Genomic DNA, 23,716 nt, shown 5'->3' with positions numbered 1-23,716 from the left:
GTATGAGATGTGTGAAGGAATGGTCGTCTCGAGGCGACCATAGATTACTGAATGCTCTCCAAAGGTACGAAAAAGAGGCTAGACCGTAGAAGCTTTACCAGCAGGGATGACGGAGCGACAGACCTAGCGTTAGGTAGCTCTGACGATAAGGCTCGCAGTGGAGCCGGAGGAAGAGACCGAGCTTATCTAGGTAGCGCAGTCTGGGGAGAGCCTCTAGACCAGCCTGAAGATGTGCATAGGTGCGCTCGCTAGTTGCTTTGTCATAGCCAATGCCTATGCCGTAACTCTGTCGCAGGATTAAGTATCGCCACTGGTAGAGCGGTGCTCCCACGATGAGGTCTCCGTGGAGCGTGGGGCGCTCCCTATCGGGTCGTAGAGAAAGCTCTGCAGCATAGTTGAGAGAGGGTGTCTGCCAGCCGAGTTGCGTGCCGAGACAGCCAGCTCCGCCGAATAAGTTGCGACTATAAAGGAGCGAGACGTAGAAGTATTGGTCTGGACTCTGCGAACTTACCGCTGGCGTGTAGCGACCGAAGATGAGATCACTGGCGAGATACCCGACACGAGCCATGGTCACTCCGATGAGCCCGCCCCACAGGACGTCGGAGTACCAGTGACGATTGTTGGCCATGCGCCCGAAAGCGACTGAGGTGGCGAAGAGATACTGCAGATGAGCCAGCAAAGGGTAGTCGGCGCCATACTCTAGGTTAAAGAGCTCGGCACCGAGGAAGGCTGTCGCTGTATGCCCCGATGGAAAGCTATTGCGTGTCGATCCGTCGGGACGCATACGCTGCACGCCACTTTTGACCGAAAGGACGATAGCTGCCGTCCCTAGTGCGCCTATGCCATCGGCGGTCAGCATCTCGCCCCACGAGCGGGAGCGTCCCGTGGCACCGCCACAGCGCATCGCGAGCTGTAGGCCATAGGAGGCAAACTGCATGTGATCGTCGTAATGATTGCGCCACTGGGAGCCTAGGAGGTTGTGCCGAGTCGTACGAATAGCCACATCGCTGTGATGGAGCGGGTAGGCAGCATAGAGCGCTCCTGGAAGTAGTGCTACGAGAGGATCTGGCGATGGAGCGAGCGTGTCTGACGAACTGCTCTGTGCGAGCGCTCCACTACAGGAGAGGAGTAGCCCTAGCGTCAGGAGTGTAAGGAGTCTCATAAGGTGCTAGAGCTGTCTCAGAGGAGGTTGCGTACGATGCCCCAAGCGAAGATGATGGCAAAGATGATCCAACAGGCGGTGCGCCCTGCGAGTCTCCTATAGAGGCGCTCCGCTTGTGGACGATAGGGCCGGAGTAGCTCCAGTATCACGAGGAGGGTGAAGTAGACGAGCCCTGGGAAGAGCATCACATTGAGCTGTAGGACTCGTCCTAGGTTGCCATGGAGCAAGGCGTGGATACCTCGTAGCGAACCACAGCCAGGGCATTGCCATCCCGTGAGCTGTAGAAAGGGACAACGAGGTATCGGAAGAGCTTCGGGACGATACAAGTAGAGCACTAGTCCCCCTACTAGCAAGCAACCTAGTAGAGCGAGTAGTGCTTTGTTGTGTCGGCTCGTAGCGAGCATGTCGCCGTGACTTTGTCCTTACTTCAGATTGTCAAAGCCACGTCCGTAGACTCCATGCACAGTGCCCTCCGATACGAAGGCGTCGGGGTCAATCTCTTTGATAATCCGATTGATACTCTGTAACTGCGCCTTGCGGGTGACTACCATAAGGATGCGCATCTCCTCTTGCGAATAGCCTCCGTCAGCATGTACAAGTGTACAGCCTCTGTGCAGGCGCTGCGTGATCGCTTCGTTGATCTCCTTGTACTTCTTGCTAAAGATAAAGAGCTGTATTGAGTGCTTATTACTATTGGTCCAGTAGTCCAGCGTGATGGCGCAAAAGACCACCTCTACGATGGAGAAAGTCAGTAGCTCAGCACCGAGTTGCGGGTCTTTGCCCGAGATGTAGACATTGACAAAGTACGAGGCCGTCACGATCGTCGCATCAATCAGGATCATAGCACGTCCCAGTGAGAGCGTCGTGTACTTGTTAAAGAGCGAGACAATCACGTCCGTACCGCCCGTACTGCCATTTACGTGAAAGACCAAAAAGAGTCCGCTACCACATAAGATACCACCGATGATGACCGCCATAAAGCGCTCTTCCCTGAGCAGAGGCCCCACATTGGGGATATTGTCCGTGAGCCAGTGGTTCAGGTTGTGGTAGACCTCCGTATTTGGATCTCCAAAGAGAGCCTGACCGATAGGGATAGCGATACCCATAAGGATGACTCCGATGAGTGTCTTGATAGAGTAGCGCCACCCGAGGAAGATGATTGAGACGATCAGCAATCCGACATTGATGATGTTGTAAGGGATAAAGGCGGGGATGTTCGTCGCTATCTGTATGATAGTCGTAACACCTGCGAGTCCGCCCGTAGCAATCTCCTGTGACAGGACGAAGCCCGCCCAGCCGAGTACGTAGAGACAGACACCGAGTACGATAAAGAAGAAGTCGTGGACGAAATACCACGCTTTCGCTCGATTACTAGTAGGAGCTACTAAAGTTTGAGACATACTATATGATTTGTTTTCTAGAGATAGATGGAATAGTCTCCACACAGCCCAGCACCAGCACGGTAGAGCCTGGAGACTTGATCATTACAATACAATGTTGACTATACGACCTGGCACGACAATTACCTTCTTGAGAGGCTTGCCGTCAATCCACTTGACCGTGTCGGGATGCGCCAGCACCTGCTCCTCGATCTGCTCCTTGGAGAGACCAGCGGGGAGCTCTAGGTTAAAGCGTACCTTACCGTTGAAGCTCACGGGATAGCGCACCGAATCTTCAGCGATGAGCGACTCGTCACACTGGGGCCACGCAGCCACCACGATGCTCTCAGCCGAGAGCGTGTCGCTACAGCATGCGGTGCGCATCTCCTGCCACAGCATCTCTGCAATATGTGGCGCAAAAGGCGAAAGCAGAACCGCCAAGGGGCGAAGCACCTCCAGCGAAGTGGTCCCAGCCTTCTGTAGCTCGCCCACAGCAATCATAAAGGCCGAGACAGAGGTATTGAAGGAGAGACGCTCGATGTCCTGGGTAATCTTCTGAATCAGCTTATGGATCGTGCGAAGCTCCTCACGGCTAGCCTGAGCATCGGCCGAGACGGTCAGCTGCCCCTCACTGTCGTGGTAGAGTGACCAGACACGCTTGAGGAAGCGGTAGACGCCGTCAATGCCATTCGTATCCCACGGCTTGCTCTGCTCCAGAGGTCCGAGAAACATCTCATACATCCTCAGCGTATCAGCGCCATACTGCTCGATGATCTCGTCAGGGTTGACCACGTTGAACATGGACTTGCTCATCTTCTCCACCCCGTAGCCACAGAGATAGCTACCGTCCGCCTCGGTGATGAAGGTCGCATCGTGCAGGTCATCACGCCACTGACGGAATGCCTCCTGATCGAGGACATCGTTGTGAACCAAATGTATGTCCACATGCATCTGCGTCACATCGTACTGCTCACGCTGCGAGTAGGTGACAAACTGGTTCGTCCCCTTGATGCGGTAAACGTAGTTGGAGCGCCCCTGGATCATCCCTTGGTTGACCAAGCGCTTGAATGGCTCATCCTCGCACACGATCCCAAGGTCGTAGAGAAACTTATTCCAGAAGCGACTATAGATCAGGTGCCCCGTAGCGTGCTCCGTACCACCGATGTAGAGATCCACCTGTCGCCAGTAGTTATTGGCATCGGGGGAGACCAAAGCATCGTGATTGTGCGGATCCATATAGCGTAGGTAGTAAGCGCTACTCCCCGCAAAGCCTGGCATCGTGCAGAGTTCGTAGGGATAGCCCTCCTCAGTACACCAGTGCTTGGCACGCCCTAGCGGTGGCTCGCCACTCTCCGTGGGGAGATACTTATCCACCTCAGGCAGGGTCAGCGGGAGCTTGTCGAGCGGTAGCGTGTGTGGCACACCCTCCTTATAATATATAGGTATCGGCTCGCCCCAGTAGCGCTGGCGGCTAAAGATAGCGTCACGCAGGCGGTAGTTGATTCGCTTCTGACCGAGCCCCTGCTCGTCCAGGTAGTGACACATCCAGTCAATTGCCTCAGAGACTGGCTTGCCATTGAGGAGTGGCGAATTGATCAGCTCGCCCTCTTTGCTGTCGATGCTTTCGCTCCAGGTGGACGGGTCGGACTCTTCGCCACCCTTTGGCAAAACAACCTGACGTATCGGCAAGTCAAAGTGCCGTGCGAAAGCAAAGTCTCTTGAGTCGTGCGCTGGCACCGCCATGATCGCGCCCGTACCATAGCCCGCCAGTACATAGTCGCTAATCCAGATCGGGATCAACGCCTCCGTCAGCGGGTGCTGTGCATAGGAGCCCGTGAAGACACCCGTCACCGAGTGATCCGCCTGACGCTCCCGCTCTGTGCGGCGCTTCGTGCGATCCAGGTAGGTCTCGACAGCGTCACGCTGCTCCTCCGTAGTCAGGTCAGCCACCAGACTACTCTCGGGAGCTAGCACCATAAAGGTCACTCCGTAGAGCGTGTCGGGACGAGTGGTAAAGACCTCGATAGGCAACGTACCATGAGCAGTACTAGCCTTGAAAGTAACCGATGCACCGACCGACTTACCGATCCAGTTGCGCTGCATCTCCTTGAGTGCATCGCTCCAGTCAAGCCTGTTGAGACCCGCTAGCAAACGCTCCGCATAGGCAGAGACGCGGAGGCTCCACTGCTTCATCTTGCGCTGCACCACGGGGTAGCCACCACGCTCGCTCACGCCATCGCTCACCTCATCATTGGCGAGGACGGTGCCCAGCTCAGGGCACCAGTTGACCACACTCTCACCGAGGAATGCCAGACGGTAGTGCATCAGCCACTCTGACCGCTCCGCCTCGCTCGCATTCCGCCACGCCTCAGCCGTTAGCTCCAGTGGCGTACTGGCGTAGGCGGTACAGCCCTCCGTGCCGTGAGCCTCTAGGTACTGAATCAATTTGTCGATAGGCTCGGCACGCTCTGTGGCAGTGTCGTAGTAATGGTGGAAAAGCTGTATGAATGCCCACTGCGTCCACTTGTAGTACTCCGGATCGCAGGTCACCACCTGGCGGCTCCAGTCGAAACCAAAGCCAATGTTGTCTAGCTGCTCACGATAGCGCGCTATGTTGACCCGCGTCGTCTCCTCTGGGTGACGATTCGTCTGGATAGCGTACTGCTCGGCTGGCAGACCGAAAGCATCGTACCCCATAGGGTGCAGGACGTTGTACCCCTGTAGTCGCTTATAGCGAGCGTAAATGTCAGAGGCAATGTATCCTAGCGGGTGCCCCACATGTAGTCCCGCCCCCGAGGGATAGGGAAACATGTCGAGTACGTAGTACGAAGGCTTATCGCGGTCTATCTCTACGCGATAAATATCTGCGTCATGCCAGATGCGCTGAGCCGATTGCTCTATGTCGTGGTGATTGTAATCCATACAGTTCTCTCTATTATAGCGCAAAGGTACGAAATTAGAGATTAGAGGGAGACGTGTAACCCGTTGTAGGGACGCACGATCTGTGCGTCCGTCCTCGTTAAAGCCATGGTGCTGTAACCTTTGATACAACGGACGCCCTCCCACTAGACACTCCCGTGCGTCCCTACACAGGGTTACTCGTCCGATGAGCCCGACACCTCACTCTCGAGGAAATCGAAAATCTCTTCGGAGGGATTTCAGAATATCCAGCGAGGAAACGAAAAATTCTTCCGAACTTTGATTTGCTTCTTCCGAAGTTTTATTTCATTCTTCCGAAGTTTTATTTCCCGCCTCCGTGGAGAGTTTTCGTTTGCTCCCTGGAGATTCTAGATTTCCTCGGTAGAGATTGGACTTAACGAAGATGTATGGGTATCAATAGCGCTATGAAGCCAAGCTCAAGGCACATATCCCAGAGTTGTCGTCCAAGCGTAGTTAGTAGAGCACCAAGACATAATGCGTCAGCCCTAACGTATACGCCTGGAACGTGCCGTGGCACGCCACTATTTAGTACCTTTGCCTGCGGTTGATGTATCAACATAAGCTTGGTCGCATTATTATAGTACATGTCTAGCTCTGTCATAGCTCCTCGCTCGCTCGTGCGGCTGCTCCTACTGCTTGTCATAGGGGTGGTGGTCGTGTCGTGTGCGACACAGGTACGACGCACGGAGCCGCCTGTCGCTACACCGTCGCAGACGGAGTCACTGGACACGGTCGTGGCGGATCTATCGGCTGATACGACTCGCTTGCTGGACTCGCTGGCGACGCCTCCGGACTCGCTATCAGTGGTCAGCGACAGCCTCGCTGCAAAAGCGGATACGACGCTAGCTCCAGTTGCGACCAATACATTGGCAAAAGATGCCGAGGCACCTATCGCTGAGCGTGACTCGGTGGAGCTCTTCAAGCTGGAGGCGCCTGTGACCTTCTCGGCTGAGGACTCGATCGTCATGACGGGGCGCAATGTGATGTACTTCTTCGGCCCTAGCGAGGTCAAGTACCAACGGATGAGCATCGAGGCGAACTATCTCAAGATCGTCTCTGACAGCTCGGAGGTCTATGCGCAGTATGTGCTAGATAGTCTAGGACAGCCGACGGCTAAACCAAAGTTTGCCGATGGGGATCAGAAGTTCGAGAGTACGACGATGAAGTACAACTTCAAGACGGGCCAAGGCTTCATCACGGACGTGACGACCCAGCAGGGCGAGGGCTATCTGACAGCTACGCAGACGAAGCGTCTCAAGGACAATACGATGTACCTCAAGGATGGTCGCTATACGACTTGCGACCAGCATGATCATCCGCACTTTTACATTAACCTGACGCGTGCTAAGGCTAAGCCTGAGGACAAGATCGTCACGGGGCCTGTCTATCTGGTGATGGCTGACGTGCCGCTCTACTTCATCGGATTGCCGTTTGCCTTCTTCCCCTTCAATGAGAAGCAGACCTCAGGTATCATCATGCCGAGCTACGGTATTGACCAGACGAGAGGGCTTTACCTGACACATGGTGGTCTTTACCTCAATCTGAACGACTACTGGGACTTGACGCTCACGGGCGATATCTACACGAATGGCTCCTGGGCGCTCAATGCGGCGTCCAACTATCGCAAGCGCTATAAGTACAATGGTAGCGTGCAGGCAGGCTATATATCAACGGTGCAGGGAGACAAAGATATACCCTCGACTTACAGCCGTTCGCAAGATATATCTCTCCGATGGACCCACTCGCAAGACCCTAAGGCGGATCCGCTACGTAACTTCTCGGCATCGGTCAACTTCTCAACGAGTAGCTACAACCACAACGCTACGCAGGCGGTCTACAACCATCAGCGCCGAGCCGAAAATACTAAGGGCTCTAGCATCAGCTACCGAAGGAGCTTTGCGGGTATACCGCTCTCGCTGACGGGAGCTTTTAACATAGATCAGCGCTCTCGTGACTCGACGATCAGTGTGACTCTGCCGAACCTCTCGCTCTCACTCTCGACGATCTATCCCTTCAAGCGAAAGAATCGTGTGGGCAAGGAGCGCTGGTATGAGAAGATCTCACTGAGCTACAGCGGGTCGCTACGTAACAGTATCACGACCAAGGAGAATCTGCTCCTCAAGAGCAATCTAGTCAAGGATTGGCGCAATGGTATGCAGCACTCAATACCTATCTCGGCTTCCTTTGACCTCTTTAACTATATCAAGATCTCTCCCTCAATCAACTATACGGCCTACTGGTACGCCTCTCGCGTGGAGAAGCGATGGGACGAGGCGCAGCAGCGGATCGTTGATGCGGACACGACTTATGGCTTCTACCACCTGAATAACTTTAGTGCGGCGCTCTCAATGAGTACGACGCTCTACGGCTTCTACAAACCGTGGCGTAAGCTCTTTGGGGATCGTGTGCAGATGATCCGTCACCGCTTCTCACCCTCGATCTCGCTCTCGTATGCGCCAGACTTTGGCGATCCCTTCTGGGGTTATTACCGTGAGATAGACTATGTTGATACGCTGGGACAGGCACACAACTATGTCTACTCGCCTTATGAGCGTGGTATATTTGGCTATCCTGGGCGCGGTAAGATGGGGGCGATCAACTTCTCCTTTGACAATAATGTGGAGATGAAGCTCCGAATGCCGACCGACTCAACCGCTGTGGAGGAGCAGTTTAAGAAGATCTCGCTCATTGATCAGTTTGGGCTCAACTTCTCGTACAATATGGCTGCCGACTCCTTCCGCTGGAGTAACATCAATACGAACATAGCGCTGAGGCTTACGAAGACTTTCGTGCTGCGGCTCTCCGCCTCGTTTGATCCGTACGAATGGGACTACTACACGGACCCGCAGGGCAACGTGAGACCCTACCGTGTGGACAAGCTGAGGATACTCAATGGTCATGGTATCGGCGCCTTCCTCGGTACGGGGACGAGCTTTAACTATACCTTTACCCCACAGACCTTCGAGAAGATCGGTAAGTGGGTAAGTGGGCTCTTTAACAAGAAGAAGGGCGCTACGACAACGGACGATGAGACGCCCAAGTCTCCTGGCGATGATCCGACAGCGATGGGTGGAGGCGCTGGACCTGATAGGGTAGGCCCCGATGGCTCGCCTACTGGAGGCCCTCGCAGTGGTTACGCTGAGCGGGACAGCTGGGACGATGACGGCTACTTGAAGTTTGACGTGCCGTGGAGCTTCTCCTTTAACTATAGCGTCAATGTGGCGCAGGATAGGCAGAAGTTCAACACGCACCGACGAGAGTTTGAGTATATGTTTACCCAAAACCTCTCTTTCCGAGGACAGCTACAGCCTACGCCGAACTGGACCTTCTCCTTTGATGCGAACTATAACTTCGACTTGAAGAAGCTGACGGGTATGACTATCAACATAACCCGCGACCTGCACTGCTGGTCTCTCACGGCTAGTGTCATCCCGCTCGGTGCCTACAAGTCGTACAACCTCGTGATCGGGGTCAATGCCTCCCTCCTTCGTGACCTCAAGTGGGAGCAGCACAGCCTGCCGACCTATGGTGGCGGTGGCTGGTACTAACCCTCTACACAACGCAACGATTAGACGATAACGCTATGCACTCATTTGATACAAACCGTCGGATACAGATCCCGCCCGTGACGCTCAACCTGCTCATCATTAACGTGCTTTGCTATCTAGCTCAGCAGGTACTGCCCCGTGTGGGCATTGACCTGACGGGACTCCTCGGGCTGCACTACGTGACGGCTCAGGACTTTCACATCTGGCAACCACTGACCTGTATGTTCCTTCACGGGAGCTTCACGCACCTCTTCTTCAATATGTTTGCGCTCTTTATGTTTGGCACGACCATCGAGCGCACTTGGGGTGCTAAGCGGTACCTGCTCTTCTACCTAGTCTGCGGACTGACCGCAGCACTCTCGCAGGAGCTCGTCTGGGGCTTGACGACCGTTCGAGAGGTGGCGGGCTATGGTGTGATTGCCTTCCCCGATGGTACCCGCATGGCTACGAGGTTCTTTATCAATCAACTCCTAACGATAGGCGCTTCGGGAGCTGTCTTTGGACTCCTGCTCGCCTTCGGCTGGCTCTACCCCAATGCAGCGATCTACCTCTTCTTCATCCCCATACCGATCAAGGCTAAGTACTTTGTGATCGGCTACGGCGTGATCGAACTCTTCCTCGGTGTGGCTAATATAGAGAGTGACGTGGCGCACTTTGCCCATCTAGGCGGTATGCTAGGCGGTATGCTCCTCATACTACTATGGCGTAAGCAAGGCAAGCTGTACAATGCTTCAGGAGAAACGTATAGATACTACTAATCGGCGGCTGCTCTGGGGCATCACGCTCCTACTGGTAACCCTCTGGTTGGTGGACTTCATCGTTCGCCAGCTACCCTCGCCACTGCCCACTCGGTGGACGCGTGGGGTGGTGGACCAGCTCTACCTCTCCTGCTCTATGGAGGCTCTGTGGCGTCGCCCCTGGACGATCGTCACCTACACGCTCCTGCACAATAGTGGTCTGCATCTACTGCTCAACCTGCTCCTGCTCTGGCTCTTTGGCGAGATGCAGCTTCGTCACAGTGGATGGCGACAGTTCGTCTGGAGCTATCTCGGGGGAGCGGTCGTAGGTGGGATAGCCTTCGTACTCTGCACCTCGATGCTACGTGCTGGTGGGGTGATTCTGCTTGGGTTGCCCCTCGTGGGAGCTTCTGCATCGGTCATAGCCCTCGTAGGCTATATGGTGGGAGCTGCTCCTCGTGAGGAGACGCCCTTACCATTGATCGGTTCGCTTCGTGTATGGCAGGTGGGACTATTCGTCTTTCTCCTCCTACTGCTCGCCTATGGCGGGTACAATGTAGGCGGACTGATTGCTCACCTGGCTGGGGTCTTGTGGGGCTGTGGCTTGGGACTGTACCATCGTCGGCGACAACGCTCGGCACGACAGCAAGAGAAGCGACAAGATGCCCAGACAGCACGCTACCAGCAGCTCTTAGATAAGGTGCAGCAGTCGGGCTATCAGAGTCTATCCGATGAGGAGCGAGAGCAGCTCATTGAGCACAATAATCAGTGGCTCGACCAGTCGGGGCACAACTAGTCATGCACACTATGGATAGCACCACACCTTGCCCCGCACCTCGTAAGACGAGCTCGCAAAGCTCAAAGAAGCCTCGCACCCTCTGGGGAATGATCCGTGGCTTCTGGCATACCTTCGTCTCCTTTGGTAATCTGCTCCTATTGTTGCTCTTTGCGGGCTCCTTGCTGAGTCGCTACATTTCGCCGATGACCATTATCCTCTCGGCTTATCTGGGATTGCTCTTTCCTCTGCTCTTCGCTCTAGTCGTATTGCAGGCGATCTATTGGTTTATCATCCGAGCCTGGAGTCGCGCTGCGATCAATACGGTCATGCTCCTCTTATCCCTGCCGACGCTCCTGCTGTACGCTCCGCTACGAGCACGCCAGACGCCTCCGATAGATCGTGAGAATTGGATCAAGGTAGTGAGTCTCAATGCGAATGCCTTTCAGTTTACCAAGCTAGGGGCACACGATCAGCACGCCACCACGGACTACCTGGCTAAGAGCGATGCCGATATCATCTGTCTGCAGGAAGCATGGCTCAGCTCCAACAAGTCAAAGTATATGTCGGAGCGCAGTCTGCGCCACACCCTGAGCGACTATCCCTACTACAGCTCGGCCTATGCGGTCAAGGATCACGGCAGTCGTCTCATAGTACTCTCTAAGTATCCTATCCTGTCGACGCGCCCCATCGATCTACACTCGAAGTTCAATGGGGGAGCGGTCTTTACGATCCTCGTTGGGGAGAAGAAATTGGTCTTGTACAACCTACACCTTGAGTCTTTTGGATTTACAAAAGAGGAGCAGGCGCACTACTTTCAGTTAGCGCAGGAAGTCAATCCTAAGGGCTTCACGCAAGCTGTCGGGGGGCGCTTTTCGCCCGCCTTCAAGCATCGTGCTCAGCAGGTCGAGCAGATCTATCAGGACATCAACTATCAGGAGTCGCCCTACCTGCTGGTCTGCGGAGACTTCAACGATACGCCTATCTCCTACACGCATCACCGTCTCTCGGCTGGTCTGCACGATGCGATTGCGACCACTGGGCGAGGTACCAACTACAGCTACTACTTCAAGTCGCTCATCGGTGTGCGTATCGACCACATGCTCTACAGCGACCAGATCGTAGCGCGAGCTGCCCACGTGGATCGATCCGTCAACATCTCGGATCACAAGCCGATCATCTGTTACTTCAAGTTAAAGTAATGGAGCGGTTTGCTAGACTTCGCAAATCAAGGCTCCGATGAGACAAGCAACCCGTTGTAAAGGTGCACGCCTCCTGAGGAAATCGGAGATATCCAGTGAGGAAACGAAAATTCCCCACGGAGGGGCGAAATAAAAGTTCGGAAGAATGAAATGAAACTTCGGAAGAAAGATTTCGAAGTTCCGAAGAATTCTCTCTTTCCTCCCTGGAGATTCAAAAATCCTTCCCGAGGGAATGGGTGATTTCTTTGATCAGAGGAGTCGGAGGTATCGGAGGGATCGGAGCTATCGGACAAGTAACGGTTGTAGGGACGCTCGGAAGTGTTTAGTGGGAGGACGTCCGTTGTGTCAAAGGTTACAGCGACCGTTGGTTTTAACGGGGACGGACGCACAGATCGTGCGTCCCTACAGCCGTTACACGTCTCGTCGTTTGCGGTCGGACGCACGGCTCGTGAGATTTGCGGAGTTGAGATGTTGGGGTGTTTGTTGCTATCTGCTTTAGTTTTCGTAACTTTGGACGATTTTACCGAGGTATAAGACAAATAGAACTAAGTAATCAGACGATTTTTATGATCAATCCGGTCAACAAAACAATCACCCTCCCTGATGGTCGTACGATCACCATCGAGACGGGCAAGCTTGCTAAGCAAGCCGACGGTGCTGTCACCGTAACCATGGGCTCTACCGTACTACTCGCAGCTGTGACGGCTGCCAAGGAGGCTAAGCCCGATGTGGACTTTATGCCACTGCAGGTAGAGTACAAAGAGAAGTTTTCAGCCATAGGTCGCTTCCCCGGAGGCTTCACACGCCGTGAGGGACGCGCCTCAGACTATGAGATATTAACCTGTCGCCTAGTGGATCGCGCACTGCGTCCACTCTTCCCCGATGACTATCACGCAGAGGTTTATGTGAACATTATCCTCTTCTCCTCTGATGGTGTTGATATGCCTGACGCACTCGCTGGACTAGCAGCTTCGGCAGCGCTGGCTGTCTCTGACATTCCTTTCGGAGGTCCTATCAGTGAGGTGCGCGTAGCTCGTGTAGATGGCGAGTTTGTCATCAATCCAACCTTCGAGCAGCTAGAGCATGCGGACATTGACCTGATGGTCGCAGCAACGCTTGACAACATTATGATGGTCGAGGGCGAGATGGAAGAGGTCCAGGAAGAGGAGATGCTTGAGGCTATCAAGGTGGCTCACGAGGCTATCAAGGTACAGTGCCAGGCTCAGCTAGAGCTCTCGGAGGCTGTCGGTAAGATGGTCAAGCGTGAGTATCCTGCTGAGGAGCAGGACGAGGAGTTACGTGAGCGTATGCAGCGTGAGCTCTACGATAAGATCTACAAGGTGGCTACGGCTGGCACCGACAAGCATGCTCGTGGAGACGCTTTTGCAGCGATCGTTGAGGAGTTCAAGGCACAGTTTGCCGAAGAGGAGCTCGAGGAGAAGGGCATGATCATAGACCGCTACTACCACGATATGGAGAAGGCGGCTATGCGTCGTATGATCCTCGACGAGGGCAAGCGTCTCGATGGTCGTCGCACCGACGAGATACGTCCTATCTGGATCGAGACCGACTGCCTGCCTGGTCCTCACGGATCGGCTATCTTCACACGTGGTGAGACGCAGTCACTATCTACTGTAACGCTCGGCACCAAGAGCGATGAGAAGCTGGTTGACGATGTGCTCAACTACGGCAAGGAGCGCTTCCTCCTACACTACAACTTTCCACCCTTCTCTACAGGCGAGGCAAAAGCTTCGCGTGGCATCAGCCGTCGTGAGATAGGTCACGGAAACTTGGCACACCGTGCACTCAAGCGTATGATCCCTGAGGACTATCCTTACGTGATCCGCGTGATGAGCGACATCCTTGAGTCCAACGGTTCCTCCTCTATGGCAACGGTTTGTGCTGGTACGCTCGCTCTACGTGATGCGGGTGTCCAGATGAAGAAGCCGGTCTCTGGTATCGCTATGGGTCTCATCAGCGAGAACAAGGGTACCAACTACGCTATCCTCTCCGACATCCTAGGCGACGAGGATCACCTCGGCGATATGGACTTTAAGGTAACGGGTACGCGTGACGGTATCACCGCTACGCAGATGGATATCAAGGTGGATGGTCTGAGCTATGAGATCTTAGCAAAGGCTTTGGCACAGGCTAAGGCTGGTCGCCTCCACATCCTAAACAAGATCGAGGAAGCACAGCCTGAGGCTCGTCCTGATATGAAGCCTCATGCACCACGCATTGAGACGCTCCGCATCGGCAAGGAGTTCATCGGAGCGGTTATTGGCCCGGGCGGTAAGATCATCCAGGGTATCCAGGAGAAGAGTGGCGCCACGGTCAACATTGAAGAGGTGGACAACTACGGTATCGTTGAGATCAGTAGCTCCAACAAGGAGTCTCTCGATGCTGCTCTGGCTATGGTACGTGGCATCGTCGCTACCCCAGAGGTGGGCGAGGTGTACAAGGGTACCGTCTCCTCAGTGATGCCTTACGGTTGCTTCGTACAGTTTATGCCAGGCAAGGATGGACTACTCCACATCAGCGAGATAGACTGGAAGCGCTTTGCTACGATTGAGGAGACAGGTCTCAAGGAGGGCGACACGATCGATGTCAAGCTCATCGAGATCGACCCCAAGACGGGCAAGTTTAGCCTCTCTCACAAGGTACTCCTACCTAAGCCCGAGGGCTATGTAGAGCCTGAGCGTCGTCCACGTCGTGAGCGTCGTGATGATGGCGAGCGCCGTGAGCGCCGTCCCCGTCGTGAGCGTCATGACGACTAGACAATAAAGACTAGAGTCGCTGTGCTACTACCATACATAGCGCTCTAGTAGGACTAAAATAAAAGAAGTCACCAACCTCAAGAGTCTTTCGCTACCTCTGCTACCAGCATATTGTGAGCGAAAGTTGTGGTTGGTGATTTCTTTTTCTATAACTTTGCAGCGGATTAGACAAGCAAGTTTGTATGCCAACCCCATCGATAGGTACCAAGTCAAACTATCTCGGTCCCTTTATAACTATGGTAATCATGATGACCGTCATCGGCTTCATCACGAGCATCAATCAGCAATTCCAAGCACCTATTCAGAGCGCCTATCTGCACTCCGCAGGAGCCTGGACCAATAGCTTTACGACGCTACTGATTTTCGCCTTCTTCCTCTCATACCTGGTGCTGGGTCCCGTCTCCGCACGCTTTGTGGAGCGAAACGGCTACAAGATGACGATCGTCAGAGGACTGCTTTTGCTAGCAGGAGGGATCCTACTCTTTATCCTATCGGCACTGCTCTTCATGCACACCTCGCTTTGGCTCACGCTCTCTGAGACGGTGCAGCTACCAGTGAGCTACTTCATCTTCCTACTCGGCTCCTTCGTCTGCGGTGCTGGGATCACCTTCATGCAGTCATCGGTCAACCCCTATCTCATCGCTTGTGCCGTCCCAGGAACATCTGCCGTGCAACGGCAAAACATCGGAGGCGTGGGCAACTCAACGATGACTATGCTGGCGCCACTCTTCGTTTCGATGGTCATCTTCGGCGGGGTGGCTGACCTCAAGGACGTACAGATCCAAGAAGTAGTCCTGCCGATGACGATCTTGATGGCCGTCGTGCTAGTCCTCTCTTACGTGGTCAAGCGACTCCATGTCCCGCACATTGAGGGGACGACTAGTGGCGAGGATGCCCAGGTGAGCTTCAAGACGGTGTGGCGCATACCACGTGTACGGCTCGGCTGCATAGCACTCTTCTGCTACGTCGGTGTCGAGGTCTGTATCGGTGCCAACATCATCCTATATGGTAAGGACGACCTAGGCCTGAGCTATAATACGGTCGCTCTCTACGCAACGCTCTACTGGGGCGCTATGCTAGTAGGTCGCTTCGTCAGTAGTTTCCTCAGCCGTGTGACTGACCGCAAGCTACTATGGGTGACAACGCTCCTCTCTGCAATACTTATTCTGATTGCCGTCGTGACCAATCAGCCTTACTGGCTCATCGCTGTAGGACTTTGTCACTCGGTTATGTGGGGTGCTATTTATTCGTTAGCTCTCAAGGGGCTAGGAAGCCTTGCCACGAGAGCTTCTGGTGTACTCTTGATGGGACTCATCGGTGGGGCTCTCTTACCCTTCCTCCAGAGTGTGCTAGCAGACCTCCTCGGAGGGTATCACTATACATGGCTCCTCGTCGTCGGAGGCGAGCTGTACATGCTTTACTACGCTTTGCTGGGCTCCCGCTTTAAGGAGTAGCAGGCGTGATCAATCGGATCTATTCACTTTAATCAATCATATGAATATGAAAAAGTTTATGCTAATCGTAGCTGCTGGTCTAGCACTAGTAGCTTGTAACACGGAAAAGAAGGACGCTACGGCTACCACCGAGGACTCTACGGCTATCGTCGCAGAGGCTCCTGTAGTTGCTGAGCCCGAGGTCTTCAACTACGCTACGGCTGACGGCAAGCAGCACTTTGAGCTGACTGTCACTGGCGAGAACCGTGAGACAGCAACACTCAAGGATGTCGAGGGCAACGTTGTCTACGATATGAAGAACGCTCAGAGCGCTGACGGTGTTAAGTGGGAGAGCGAGGATGGTCACTCTTTCTGGACGAAGGGTGATACTTTCACCTTCTTCGAGGGTGACAAGCAGCTCTGCGAGGGTGCTCTAGTCGTAGAGGCTCCTGCTACCGAGGCTCCAGCAGCTGAGTAATCTTAGCTTATAACGAAATAGACATGCGAAGGCAAGCTGATGGATCATTGGCTCGTCTTCGCATGACTCTATTTATATAGTACGGTCATCTTCTGATCATACGATGGCAACTCCTCTCCAGCGCTGGTGGACTTCGCTAGGACATGGCGTCCACTCGCCGACAGCCTTTCGGCTTATCACGCTAGTCCTAGATCAGCGTGGTGTAGCGTACTACCCAGAGCATCGGGTGGCGCTCCACGATCTGGATCATATGCTGGATCATCAACAGAAGCAACTAGCCCTCCAGCTACTCCACCAGTGGCCACTTACGCAGCTGGTCACGCAGTACGATGAGACGCTTACTTACGACCGTGCGCTGATCCTATGGCAAGACGCACCGCTAGCAGAGATGCCGTGGGGCACTGGTTCTATTCTTTGGCATGTCGGGCGAAAGGTGCCACCCTCCTTTAGCCAGAGAGAGTCGGGCATGATGGTCGACTATGGTGCTGGGCAACTACTCTTCTTAGACCATAAGTTGCCCTGCCAAAACTTCTGGACACGCATCAGACATTAACCCTATTACCTACTCAAAGCAAACATACAACTATGAAGAAAAGCCCCGTATATACCCGCCGTGGTGACGATGGTACCACAGGACTCGTCGGTGGTACACGTATCTCCAAGGGACACATCCGTCTTGAGTGCTACGGCACGGTCGATGAGCTCAATAGCCACATCGGTGTCCTCCTTGCGGAGGATCTGACAGAGGAGACGCACGACTTCCTCCTCCGCTTGCAGCATATCCTCTTCAACGTGGCTGGCAGTCTGGCTACTCCTCCCGATCAAGAGGAATACCTCGCAGCTATGAAGATAGACCCCACGGACATTGAGAAGCTGGAGCACAAGATCGACGAACTAGACGCTACGCTCCCTCGTCTCAGAGAGTTCGTCCTCCCCTCGGGTGGTCGTACGGCTGCGCTCTGTCACGTCTGTCGCACCGTGTGCCGTCGTGCCGAGCGCAATATATACCGACTCCGTGAGGAGAGTCGTGTAGATGATCTGATCGTACGCTTTGTCAATCGTCTGAGCGACTACTTCTTTGTCCTCGCTCGTACCGAGGCGCTACGAACCTATGGCTCCGAAGTTACTTGGAATAGAGGGTACAGCACGCTGTAAGCGTAGAGAGACTAGAAGTTAGAGATTAGAGGTCAGAAGCTAGAGGTTAGCTAGTGCCTCTAGAGCTCCTAGTGTTACTAGAGCTCCTAGAAACTAATCTCTAACTTCTAATCTCAAATCCCCTTCGCCTCTTCCATTGAGATGAGGTTGTTCATCAGGGCATAGATTGTCAGACCGCTAGGCGAGTGGATGTCTAGCTTGGCGGCTATGTTGCGTCGGTGTGTGACCACCGTGTGCGGGGAGAGGTGTAGTACATCTGCTATCTCCTTATTGGTCAGTCCTCGGGCTACCCATGTGACCACTTCACACTCACGCTGCGAGAGCGGTGTCTGCTTAGATTCGCCACTCTCCACCGACTCAAGGTCTGGCAACTCAGACTCCTGAATCTGCTGTATCAAACTCTGAGGGTCAACTGTCGGTAGGCAGACGAAGCTGTAACCTTTGTAGAGCTCCTCTGGGAGGAGGTTGTGATTTATCGCTACGATGGTGGTTACTTTGCCCGTGGGGAGTAGCTCTGGGTTGTACTGTACCCCAGTCAAGATTGGGTTGGCAATGATGATGTCAGGGGCGATAAATGTGATATGTTGCCGAAGAGTCTCTGGGTCAAGTAGATCCACGCATAGCTGTACGGAAGAGTCGGGGAATCCTCTCCGTAGTGCTAGTTGCAAGCCATAAGCGAGGAGCTTATGAGGCTCTATGATTAGTATCGTGTGTTGCATCCGTTAGGGGTCGTTTATGCGTGTCTATTGCTAGCTTGGAGCTCCTCCTCCTTCTGCTTGATAAGCGGTACGAAGAGACAATCCTCAATATGGTTGTGCCACATTAGGTCACTCTCGGTGGTAAAGAGCTCGTGCAGCACATTCGTCAGCGCATAGTCTCCCATCGACTGATAATACTTGATGAGGATATTCTTGAGATCCGTGATCTTCATCTCTATATGATCGTGCCTACTCTCAAACTCATCTATTGAGTAGCCCTTGTCGCGCTCACCCTTTAGCAGACGATGCACGTAGGGAAAAAGCACCTCGTCCTCGTATCCCATATGCTTGTGCACCTCCTCAACGTAAGCATCGTAGAAGCGGTGGATCAAAGCAGCTACCTCAGGCGAACCCTCCTCTACAGCGGTGAAAAGGTCTCCTCTCAAATCTGGGAGCTTGTAGTCTAGGAAGTAGTGATGAGACCGCTGCAGGTAAGCGATGAGAGACTCTGCCGAGATCTCTCGTAGTAGTTCCTCGGGGACTGTGTCAGACTGAGTCGTCAGTATGTTGACGACAGCTAGGAGCGTATTCGTATCCACCCCATTTGCTTGACACACCTCATCTACGCTCTTGTCGCCGAAGCCTAGAGGGATGCCAAAGCGGGTGATCACCATAAGCAGGTCATAGTGCGTCAAGATAAGCTTGCTCAGAGAGGTCTCAGCATCAAAAGGATGATTTAGAAGGGTGGGAGGATTCATAGGCAGAATTGTTTTTAAGATAAGGTTATCTACTAGTTAGATAACTACAAGCAAAGATACAAACGATTCACAAACCACTCCATACCTATCAATAGGTAGAGCGTGGTAGATAGAAATACGAAGCTAGAAAAATCGGTGGCTACACGTTTCGAATCTTTGGGATTACTAAATCTCCAATCCGCCAGCCCAGCCACATTCTAGCGGAGAGCGTAGGTCGCACGGACAGTCACGGAGATCGTCTTGTGACGTGAGGAAGTGTTGAAAGCGCCACCCCATGAGTAGTCCTCGCCAGCGTTCTTGCCGACGATCTGGAAGACACCCATAGAGGCGTTCTGTAGCTTACCCACCTTACCCCGGCTCCCCGAGGCTATCTCCTCGGCACGATTTAGCGCATCCTCAGAGGCTTGGCGCAGCATCTGATGCTTGAGATCATCCAGATTCGTGTAGTAGTAAGCAGGCGCTTGGCTCGTTATCTCAACTCCCTGAGAGATCAGAGAAGAGATACTCTTTGAGAGCGCCTCGACACCGTCTAGATCCTTGCTCGTTACGGTTACTGTCTGCGTGAGGACATAGCCGTTGGGCACCTGCTGATAGTTACCATGCGTGTCGTAGCCATTGTTGTAGTCCTGCGACACCTCTAGACTCTCGAAGGTATAGCCATCAGTCTTCAGACCAGCCTTCTGGAGAAACTCCTGTACCACCGTGCGCTCCCGCTCTATCTCCGTGTAAGCATCGCTCAGTGTAGCACGATGCACACGAAAGGAAGCGCTCCAGACGATCAAGTCACTCTCGAAGTCCTGCTCCGCATTGCCCGTGACCGACACGATGCGAGGGTTGCGCACCGACTGATAAGTCGAGCCAGCGATCCAAATGCCTAAGACAAAGGCGACCGCCAGTGCCAAGGCTGCCCAAAAGGTCCACTGTTTAGTCATATCCATAGCTACTTATAGTAAAAGCTTTGCTGGCGAAGCGATTGCCTCGCCAGCAAAACGTTATAGTCCCTTCTCGAGGAGATACTTCTCCACCTCCAGCGCAGCACGGCAACCCGTACCAGCCGAGGTAATCGCCTGACGATAGCGTGGATCCGCTACATCTCCAGCCGCAAAGACCCCCTCCACACTGGTCAGCGGTCTACCCTCACGGGTCACAATATAGCCCGCAGCATCCAGCTCCAACTGACCTGACAGGAAGTCCGTATTCGGCTTGTGTCCGATAGCCAGGAAGAAGCCATCGATCGCTATATCACGCTTAGCCTCCTCAGGCGTGCCCTTTTTGTAAACAAGGTGAGCACCCTCCACGCCATTGTCGCCAAAGAGCCCCACCGTGTTGTGTTCAAAGAGAACCTCTATGTTCTCCCGAGCGAAGAGCCTCTCCTGCATCACCTTAGAGGCACGCAGATGGTCCTTGCGCACGATTAGGTAGACCTGCTCCGCAATGCCTGCTAGGTAAAGCGCTTCCTCGCAAGCCGTGTCGCCACCGCCCACGACAGCGACACGCTTCTTGCGATAGAAGAAGCCGTCGCACGTAGCGCAGGCCGATACGCCCATACCAGCATACTTCGTCTCATCATCTAGGCCGAGATATTTAGCACGAGCTCCCGTGGCGATGATGACCGCCTGTGCCGTTAGCTCCGTAGAGCCGTCAATCTCCACCTTAAAGGGGCGCTCAGACAGGTCAATGTGCGTCACCTCGCCTGAGCGAATGTCTGTGCCAAAGCGCTCCGCCTGTTGGCGCATCTGCTCGAGAAGCTGAGGCCCCGTGATACCCTCGGGGAAGCCTGGGAAGTTCTCCACCTCGGTGGTCGTAGTAAGTTGTCCCCCAGGCTGTAGACCCTGGTAAAGCACAGGCGATAGGTTAGCCCGTGAAGCGTAGATAGCGGCTGTATATCCCGCAGGCCCGGACCCGATGATCAGGCAGCGTATAGTCTTGTCTTGTAGCATATTAGTAATAGGTTCTTTTAGATAGTGAGATGTACCTCACCGCAAAGATAACAAATATCCGCTTCAGTCAGAGCGATGGATTTCTGGTGTACAGGGCTGACGCATTATATCTTGGTGCTCTACTAACTACACTTGGACGACAACTCTGGGATATGTGCCTTGAGCTTGGCTTCATAGCGCTATTGATACCTATACATCTTCGTTAAGTCCAATCTCTACCGAGGAAATCTAGAGTCTCCAGGGAGCAAACGAAAATTCTCCCCGGAGACGGGAAATAAAACTTCGGAAGAATGAAATGAAACTTCGGAAGAGTGAAATGAAAGTTCGGAAGAATTTTTCGTTTCCTCGCTGGATATTCTGAAATCCCTCCGAAGAGATTTCGGATTTCCTCGGAGTGGTGTATTGGCGGTTGGCTAGTGTCACTGGTGCTCATAGTGCCACTAGTGGAGTCCCTCTAGTTTCTAATCTCTAACCTCTATTTTCGTACCTTTGGGAGTAAATTGATATTGCCACATCTATGTCTAGACCTATAGCTCTCATCACGGGCATCACGGGGCAGGACGGCTCTTACCTCGCTGAGCTGCTTCTATCCAAGGGATACGAGGTGCACGGCACGCTACGCCGCGCCTCTTACTTCAACACGGCTCGCATCGAGCATCTATACCTCGACGATTGGGTGCGTGACCAAGGGCAGCGACGCAAGATAGAGCTTCACTGGGCCGACATGACGGACAGTTCGTCACTCATTCGTATCATTCAGGAGGTGCGCCCTACAGAGATCTACAACCTAGCAGCTCAGAGCCATGTCAAGGTCTCCTTTGACGTGCCAGAGTACACGGGCGACGTGACCGCCATCGGGACGCTGAGACTACTCGAGGCGGTGCGCATACTAGGTATGAGCCAGTCGGTACGCATCTACCAGGCCTCCACGAGTGAACTATACGGTCATGTGGCGGAGACACCGCAAAATGAGTTGACCCCCTTCCGTCCCTGCTCGCCCTATGCCTGCGCCAAGCTTTACGCTTACTGGATCATTCGCAACTATCGGGAGAGCTACGGGATGTTTGCGGTCAACGGAATCCTCTTTAACCATGAGAGTGAGCGACGGGGCGAGAACTTCGTCACCCGCAAGATTACGATGGCGGTAGCACGCATCAAGCTGGGACTACAGGACAAGCTTTACCTAGGCAATCTCAATGCGCTCCGTGACTGGGGCTATGCGCCTGACTACGTATACTGTATGTGGCTGATGCTGCAAAACGAAAAGCCCGAGGACTTCGTCATCGCTACGGGCGAGCAGCACTCGGTGCGTGAGTTTGCCACGCTCGCTTTCCGCTATGTCGGCATCGACCTTGAGTGGCGAGGCGAAGGGCTCCACGAGGAAGGGGTAGACCGTGCCACGGGGCGTGTGCTGGTTGCTGTGGACGAGAGCTTCTTCCGTCCCGCTGAGGTGGAGACGCTCCTGGGCGATCCGACGAAGGCGCGCCAGCTTCTCGGCTGGAACCCACGGATGACTCCTTTTGAGGAACTGGTCAAACGTATGGTTGAGAGTGATCTAGAGCTATTTGCCCAAGAAGAGCGTAAAAAGCTATGAAACAATTGACACCTGAGAGCCGCGTCTATGTGGCTGGACATCGAGGCTTGGTGGGATCAGCGATACTCCGCCAATTGCAAGCTCGTGGCTACCAACAGCTGATCACCCGCACGCATCAAGAGCTAGACCTACTGGATGCGGTGGCGGTGGAGCAGTTCATGCGTGAGGAGCGACCCGACTACATATTCCTCGCAGCAGCGCATGTGGGCGGTATTATGGCAAACCAGACCTATCGTGCCGACTTTATCATGAACAATCTGGGAATCCAGCAAAACGTCCTCACCTCTGCGCTACGCAATGGGGTTGAGGGATTGCTCTTCCTCGGCAGTAGCTGCATCTATCCTCGGCTTGCGCCTCAGCCGATGTGTGAAGATGCGCTGCTCACCTCGCCACTGGAGTACACCAACGAACCGTACGCTATCGCCAAGATAGCGGGAATGAAGATGTGCGAGAGTATGAATCTCCAGTACGGTACGAACTATCTCTCGGTCATGCCGACCAATCTATATGGTTATGGGGACAACTTTGACTTGGTCAATAGCCACGTCCTCCCGGCTATGATCCGTAAGCTACACCTTGCGGGAGCATTGCTTCGTGGCGACCTAGTCGCACTACGACGGGACGTGGCGCAGCGTCCGTTGGCGGGCTTGACAGAGCAAAGTAGTCTGGCAGAGTTCACGGCAGAGCTAGTACGTTACGGCATCACACCCACCAGTTTGCAGCTGTGGGGCACAGGGTCGGCACTGCGTGAGTTCATGTGGAGCGACGACTTAGCCGAGGCTTGCATAACCATTGCCGAGCGGGTGTCCTTTGCTGAGCTATATCCAGCTGGCGAGCAGGAGATCCGCAACACGCACATCAACATTGGTTCTGGCGAAGAGGTCTCCATTCGCACGCTTGCCACGCTCGTCGCTGAGGCGACGCACTATGAGGGACGCATCGAGTGGGACAGCACGAAGCCCGACGGTACGCCTCGTAAGCTCCTTGACCTGACGCGTCTCACCTCCCTCGGCTACACCGCCACGACGCCCCTCGCCGTCGGCATCCCCCGCCTCTACGACTGGTACTGCCAGCACTAACTTCCCCACATAATAAGCTACGCATCTATGTCCGCAATACAGATACTTTGGGTCGATGACG

19 protein-coding genes are annotated in these 23,716 nt (G+C 54.0%); 11 read left to right on the top strand and 8 right to left on the bottom strand.

From position 1 onward, the window contains the following. Window positions 1-94: 94 nt before the first annotated feature. From Q0X57_RS01905 to leuS, 4 genes are all read right to left on the bottom strand, one after another. Window positions 95-1,162: a phosphatase PAP2 family protein gene (locus Q0X57_RS01905; RefSeq protein ID WP_297726836.1), complete on the bottom strand. Its 1,068-nt coding sequence runs from the start codon at window positions 1,160-1,162 to the stop codon at window positions 95-97. Window positions 1,163-1,179: 17 nt separating this feature from the next. After that, window positions 1,180-1,566, bottom strand: coding sequence for a DUF2752 domain-containing protein (locus tag Q0X57_RS01900; protein WP_297726834.1), 387 nt, complete (start codon window positions 1,564-1,566; stop codon window positions 1,180-1,182). Window positions 1,567-1,584: 18 nt separating this feature from the next. Further along, window positions 1,585-2,562 (bottom strand): YitT family protein, encoded by a 978-nt coding sequence (locus Q0X57_RS01895; RefSeq protein WP_297726832.1) that lies wholly within the window; start codon window positions 2,560-2,562, stop codon window positions 1,585-1,587. 84 nt (window positions 2,563-2,646) lie between these two features. Continuing rightward, a complete protein-coding gene (leuS, locus tag Q0X57_RS01890; RefSeq protein WP_297726830.1) occupies window positions 2,647-5,463 on the bottom strand; it encodes a leucine--tRNA ligase in 2,817 nt (938 codons plus the stop codon). 602 nt (window positions 5,464-6,065) lie between these two features. On the opposite strand from leuS, the gene Q0X57_RS01885 reads away from it, so the two are divergent. The 9 genes from Q0X57_RS01885 to Q0X57_RS01845 all read left to right on the top strand — a co-directional run bounded on the left by Q0X57_RS01885 (window position 6,066) and on the right by Q0X57_RS01845 (window position 17,586). After that, on the top strand, window positions 6,066-9,029 hold the full coding sequence (locus Q0X57_RS01885) for a putative LPS assembly protein LptD (protein ID WP_297726828.1): 2,964 nt from the start codon (window positions 6,066-6,068) through the stop codon (window positions 9,027-9,029). Between the two features lie 35 nt (window positions 9,030-9,064). Continuing rightward, window positions 9,065-9,787 carry a rhomboid family intramembrane serine protease gene (locus tag Q0X57_RS01880; protein ID WP_297726827.1) on the top strand — a complete coding sequence of 241 codons (723 nt, stop codon included), beginning with the start codon at window positions 9,065-9,067 and terminating at the stop codon, window positions 9,785-9,787. Further along, complete coding sequence (locus Q0X57_RS01875; protein ID WP_297726825.1) at window positions 9,756-10,562, top strand: rhomboid family intramembrane serine protease; 807 nt, start codon at window positions 9,756-9,758, stop codon at window positions 10,560-10,562. Before Q0X57_RS01880 ends, Q0X57_RS01875 begins: the two co-directional genes overlap by 32 nt. 11 nt (window positions 10,563-10,573) lie before the next feature. Then, entirely contained in the window at window positions 10,574-11,743 is a 1,170-nt protein-coding gene (locus tag Q0X57_RS01870) for an endonuclease/exonuclease/phosphatase family protein (RefSeq protein ID WP_297726823.1), read from the top strand. Between the two features lie 566 nt (window positions 11,744-12,309). Next, window positions 12,310-14,520 carry a polyribonucleotide nucleotidyltransferase gene (locus tag Q0X57_RS01865; protein ID WP_297726821.1) on the top strand — a complete coding sequence of 737 codons (2,211 nt, stop codon included), beginning with the start codon at window positions 12,310-12,312 and terminating at the stop codon, window positions 14,518-14,520. A 182-nt stretch (window positions 14,521-14,702) separates the two neighbouring features. Then, window positions 14,703-15,974, top strand: a complete 1,272-nt coding sequence (locus Q0X57_RS01860; protein WP_297726819.1) for an MFS transporter — start codon at window positions 14,703-14,705, stop codon at window positions 15,972-15,974. A 46-nt stretch (window positions 15,975-16,020) separates the two neighbouring features. Continuing rightward, window positions 16,021-16,431 carry an MliC family protein gene (locus tag Q0X57_RS01855; protein WP_297726817.1) on the top strand — a complete coding sequence of 137 codons (411 nt, stop codon included), beginning with the start codon at window positions 16,021-16,023 and terminating at the stop codon, window positions 16,429-16,431. A 103-nt stretch (window positions 16,432-16,534) separates the two neighbouring features. Then, complete coding sequence (locus Q0X57_RS01850) at window positions 16,535-16,984, top strand: hypothetical protein (protein ID WP_297726815.1); 450 nt, start codon at window positions 16,535-16,537, stop codon at window positions 16,982-16,984. A 32-nt stretch (window positions 16,985-17,016) separates the two neighbouring features. Beyond that, window positions 17,017-17,586 (top strand): cob(I)yrinic acid a,c-diamide adenosyltransferase, encoded by a 570-nt coding sequence (locus Q0X57_RS01845; RefSeq protein ID WP_007364521.1) that lies wholly within the window; start codon window positions 17,017-17,019, stop codon window positions 17,584-17,586. A 113-nt stretch (window positions 17,587-17,699) separates the two neighbouring features. Here Q0X57_RS01845 and Q0X57_RS01840 read toward each other — a convergent pair whose 3' ends face one another. From Q0X57_RS01840 to trxB, 4 genes are all read right to left on the bottom strand, one after another. Beyond that, entirely contained in the window at window positions 17,700-18,305 is a 606-nt protein-coding gene (locus Q0X57_RS01840; protein ID WP_297726813.1) for a response regulator transcription factor, read from the bottom strand. Between the two features lie 14 nt (window positions 18,306-18,319). After that, window positions 18,320-19,042, bottom strand: a complete 723-nt coding sequence (locus Q0X57_RS01835) for a hemerythrin domain-containing protein (protein WP_297726810.1) — start codon at window positions 19,040-19,042, stop codon at window positions 18,320-18,322. A gap of 197 nt (window positions 19,043-19,239) precedes the next feature. Then, window positions 19,240-19,974 carry an SIMPL domain-containing protein gene (locus tag Q0X57_RS01830; RefSeq protein WP_297726808.1) on the bottom strand — a complete coding sequence of 245 codons (735 nt, stop codon included), beginning with the start codon at window positions 19,972-19,974 and terminating at the stop codon, window positions 19,240-19,242. 60 nt (window positions 19,975-20,034) lie between these two features. Beyond that, on the bottom strand, window positions 20,035-20,982 hold the full coding sequence (gene trxB, locus Q0X57_RS01825) for a thioredoxin-disulfide reductase (protein WP_297726805.1): 948 nt from the start codon (window positions 20,980-20,982) through the stop codon (window positions 20,035-20,037). A gap of 517 nt (window positions 20,983-21,499) precedes the next feature. Here trxB and gmd point away from each other — a divergent pair. Both gmd and Q0X57_RS01815 read left to right on the top strand, forming a co-directional pair. Beyond that, window positions 21,500-22,576, top strand: coding sequence for a GDP-mannose 4,6-dehydratase (gmd, locus tag Q0X57_RS01820; protein WP_297726802.1), 1,077 nt, complete (start codon window positions 21,500-21,502; stop codon window positions 22,574-22,576). Next, window positions 22,573-23,655: a GDP-L-fucose synthase gene (locus tag Q0X57_RS01815; RefSeq protein ID WP_297726799.1), complete on the top strand. Its 1,083-nt coding sequence runs from the start codon at window positions 22,573-22,575 to the stop codon at window positions 23,653-23,655. Before gmd ends, Q0X57_RS01815 begins: the two co-directional genes overlap by 4 nt. Window positions 23,656-23,716 lie beyond the last annotated feature (61 nt).

The organism is uncultured Porphyromonas sp. (assembly GCF_947254915.1).
Lineage (GTDB): Bacteria > Bacteroidota > Bacteroidia > Bacteroidales > Porphyromonadaceae > Porphyromonas.
The sequence above is the reverse complement of the archived record's forward strand: the minus strand, read 5'-3'. Positions and strand labels throughout refer to the sequence as shown.

What these genes read in the sequence shown, in the direction of transcription:
- Q0X57_RS01905 (WP_297726836.1), bottom strand. Translation starts at nt 1,162, where the DNA reads ATGAGACTCCTTACACTCCTGACGCTAGGGCTACTCCTCTCCTGTAGT.
- Q0X57_RS01900 (WP_297726834.1), bottom strand. Translation starts at nt 1,566, where the DNA reads ATGCTCGCTACGAGCCGACACAACAAAGCACTACTCGCTCTACTAGGT.
- Q0X57_RS01895 (WP_297726832.1), bottom strand. Translation starts at nt 2,562, where the DNA reads ATGTCTCAAACTTTAGTAGCTCCTACTAGTAATCGAGCGAAAGCGTGG.
- leuS (WP_297726830.1), bottom strand. Translation starts at nt 5,463, where the DNA reads ATGGATTACAATCACCACGACATAGAGCAATCGGCTCAGCGCATCTGG.
- Q0X57_RS01885 (WP_297726828.1), top strand. Translation starts at nt 6,066, where the DNA reads ATGTCTAGCTCTGTCATAGCTCCTCGCTCGCTCGTGCGGCTGCTCCTA.
- Q0X57_RS01880 (WP_297726827.1), top strand. Translation starts at nt 9,065, where the DNA reads ATGCACTCATTTGATACAAACCGTCGGATACAGATCCCGCCCGTGACG.
- Q0X57_RS01875 (WP_297726825.1), top strand. Translation starts at nt 9,756, where the DNA reads ATGCTTCAGGAGAAACGTATAGATACTACTAATCGGCGGCTGCTCTGG.
- Q0X57_RS01870 (WP_297726823.1), top strand. Translation starts at nt 10,574, where the DNA reads ATGGATAGCACCACACCTTGCCCCGCACCTCGTAAGACGAGCTCGCAA.
- Q0X57_RS01865 (WP_297726821.1), top strand. Translation starts at nt 12,310, where the DNA reads ATGATCAATCCGGTCAACAAAACAATCACCCTCCCTGATGGTCGTACG.
- Q0X57_RS01860 (WP_297726819.1), top strand. Translation starts at nt 14,703, where the DNA reads ATGCCAACCCCATCGATAGGTACCAAGTCAAACTATCTCGGTCCCTTT.
- Q0X57_RS01855 (WP_297726817.1), top strand. Translation starts at nt 16,021, where the DNA reads ATGAAAAAGTTTATGCTAATCGTAGCTGCTGGTCTAGCACTAGTAGCT.
- Q0X57_RS01850 (WP_297726815.1), top strand. Translation starts at nt 16,535, where the DNA reads ATGGCAACTCCTCTCCAGCGCTGGTGGACTTCGCTAGGACATGGCGTC.
- Q0X57_RS01845 (WP_007364521.1), top strand. Translation starts at nt 17,017, where the DNA reads ATGAAGAAAAGCCCCGTATATACCCGCCGTGGTGACGATGGTACCACA.
- Q0X57_RS01840 (WP_297726813.1), bottom strand. Translation starts at nt 18,305, where the DNA reads ATGCAACACACGATACTAATCATAGAGCCTCATAAGCTCCTCGCTTAT.
- Q0X57_RS01835 (WP_297726810.1), bottom strand. Translation starts at nt 19,042, where the DNA reads ATGAATCCTCCCACCCTTCTAAATCATCCTTTTGATGCTGAGACCTCT.
- Q0X57_RS01830 (WP_297726808.1), bottom strand. Translation starts at nt 19,974, where the DNA reads ATGACTAAACAGTGGACCTTTTGGGCAGCCTTGGCACTGGCGGTCGCC.
- trxB (WP_297726805.1), bottom strand. Translation starts at nt 20,982, where the DNA reads ATGCTACAAGACAAGACTATACGCTGCCTGATCATCGGGTCCGGGCCT.
- gmd (WP_297726802.1), top strand. Translation starts at nt 21,500, where the DNA reads ATGTCTAGACCTATAGCTCTCATCACGGGCATCACGGGGCAGGACGGC.
- Q0X57_RS01815 (WP_297726799.1), top strand. Translation starts at nt 22,573, where the DNA reads ATGAAACAATTGACACCTGAGAGCCGCGTCTATGTGGCTGGACATCGA.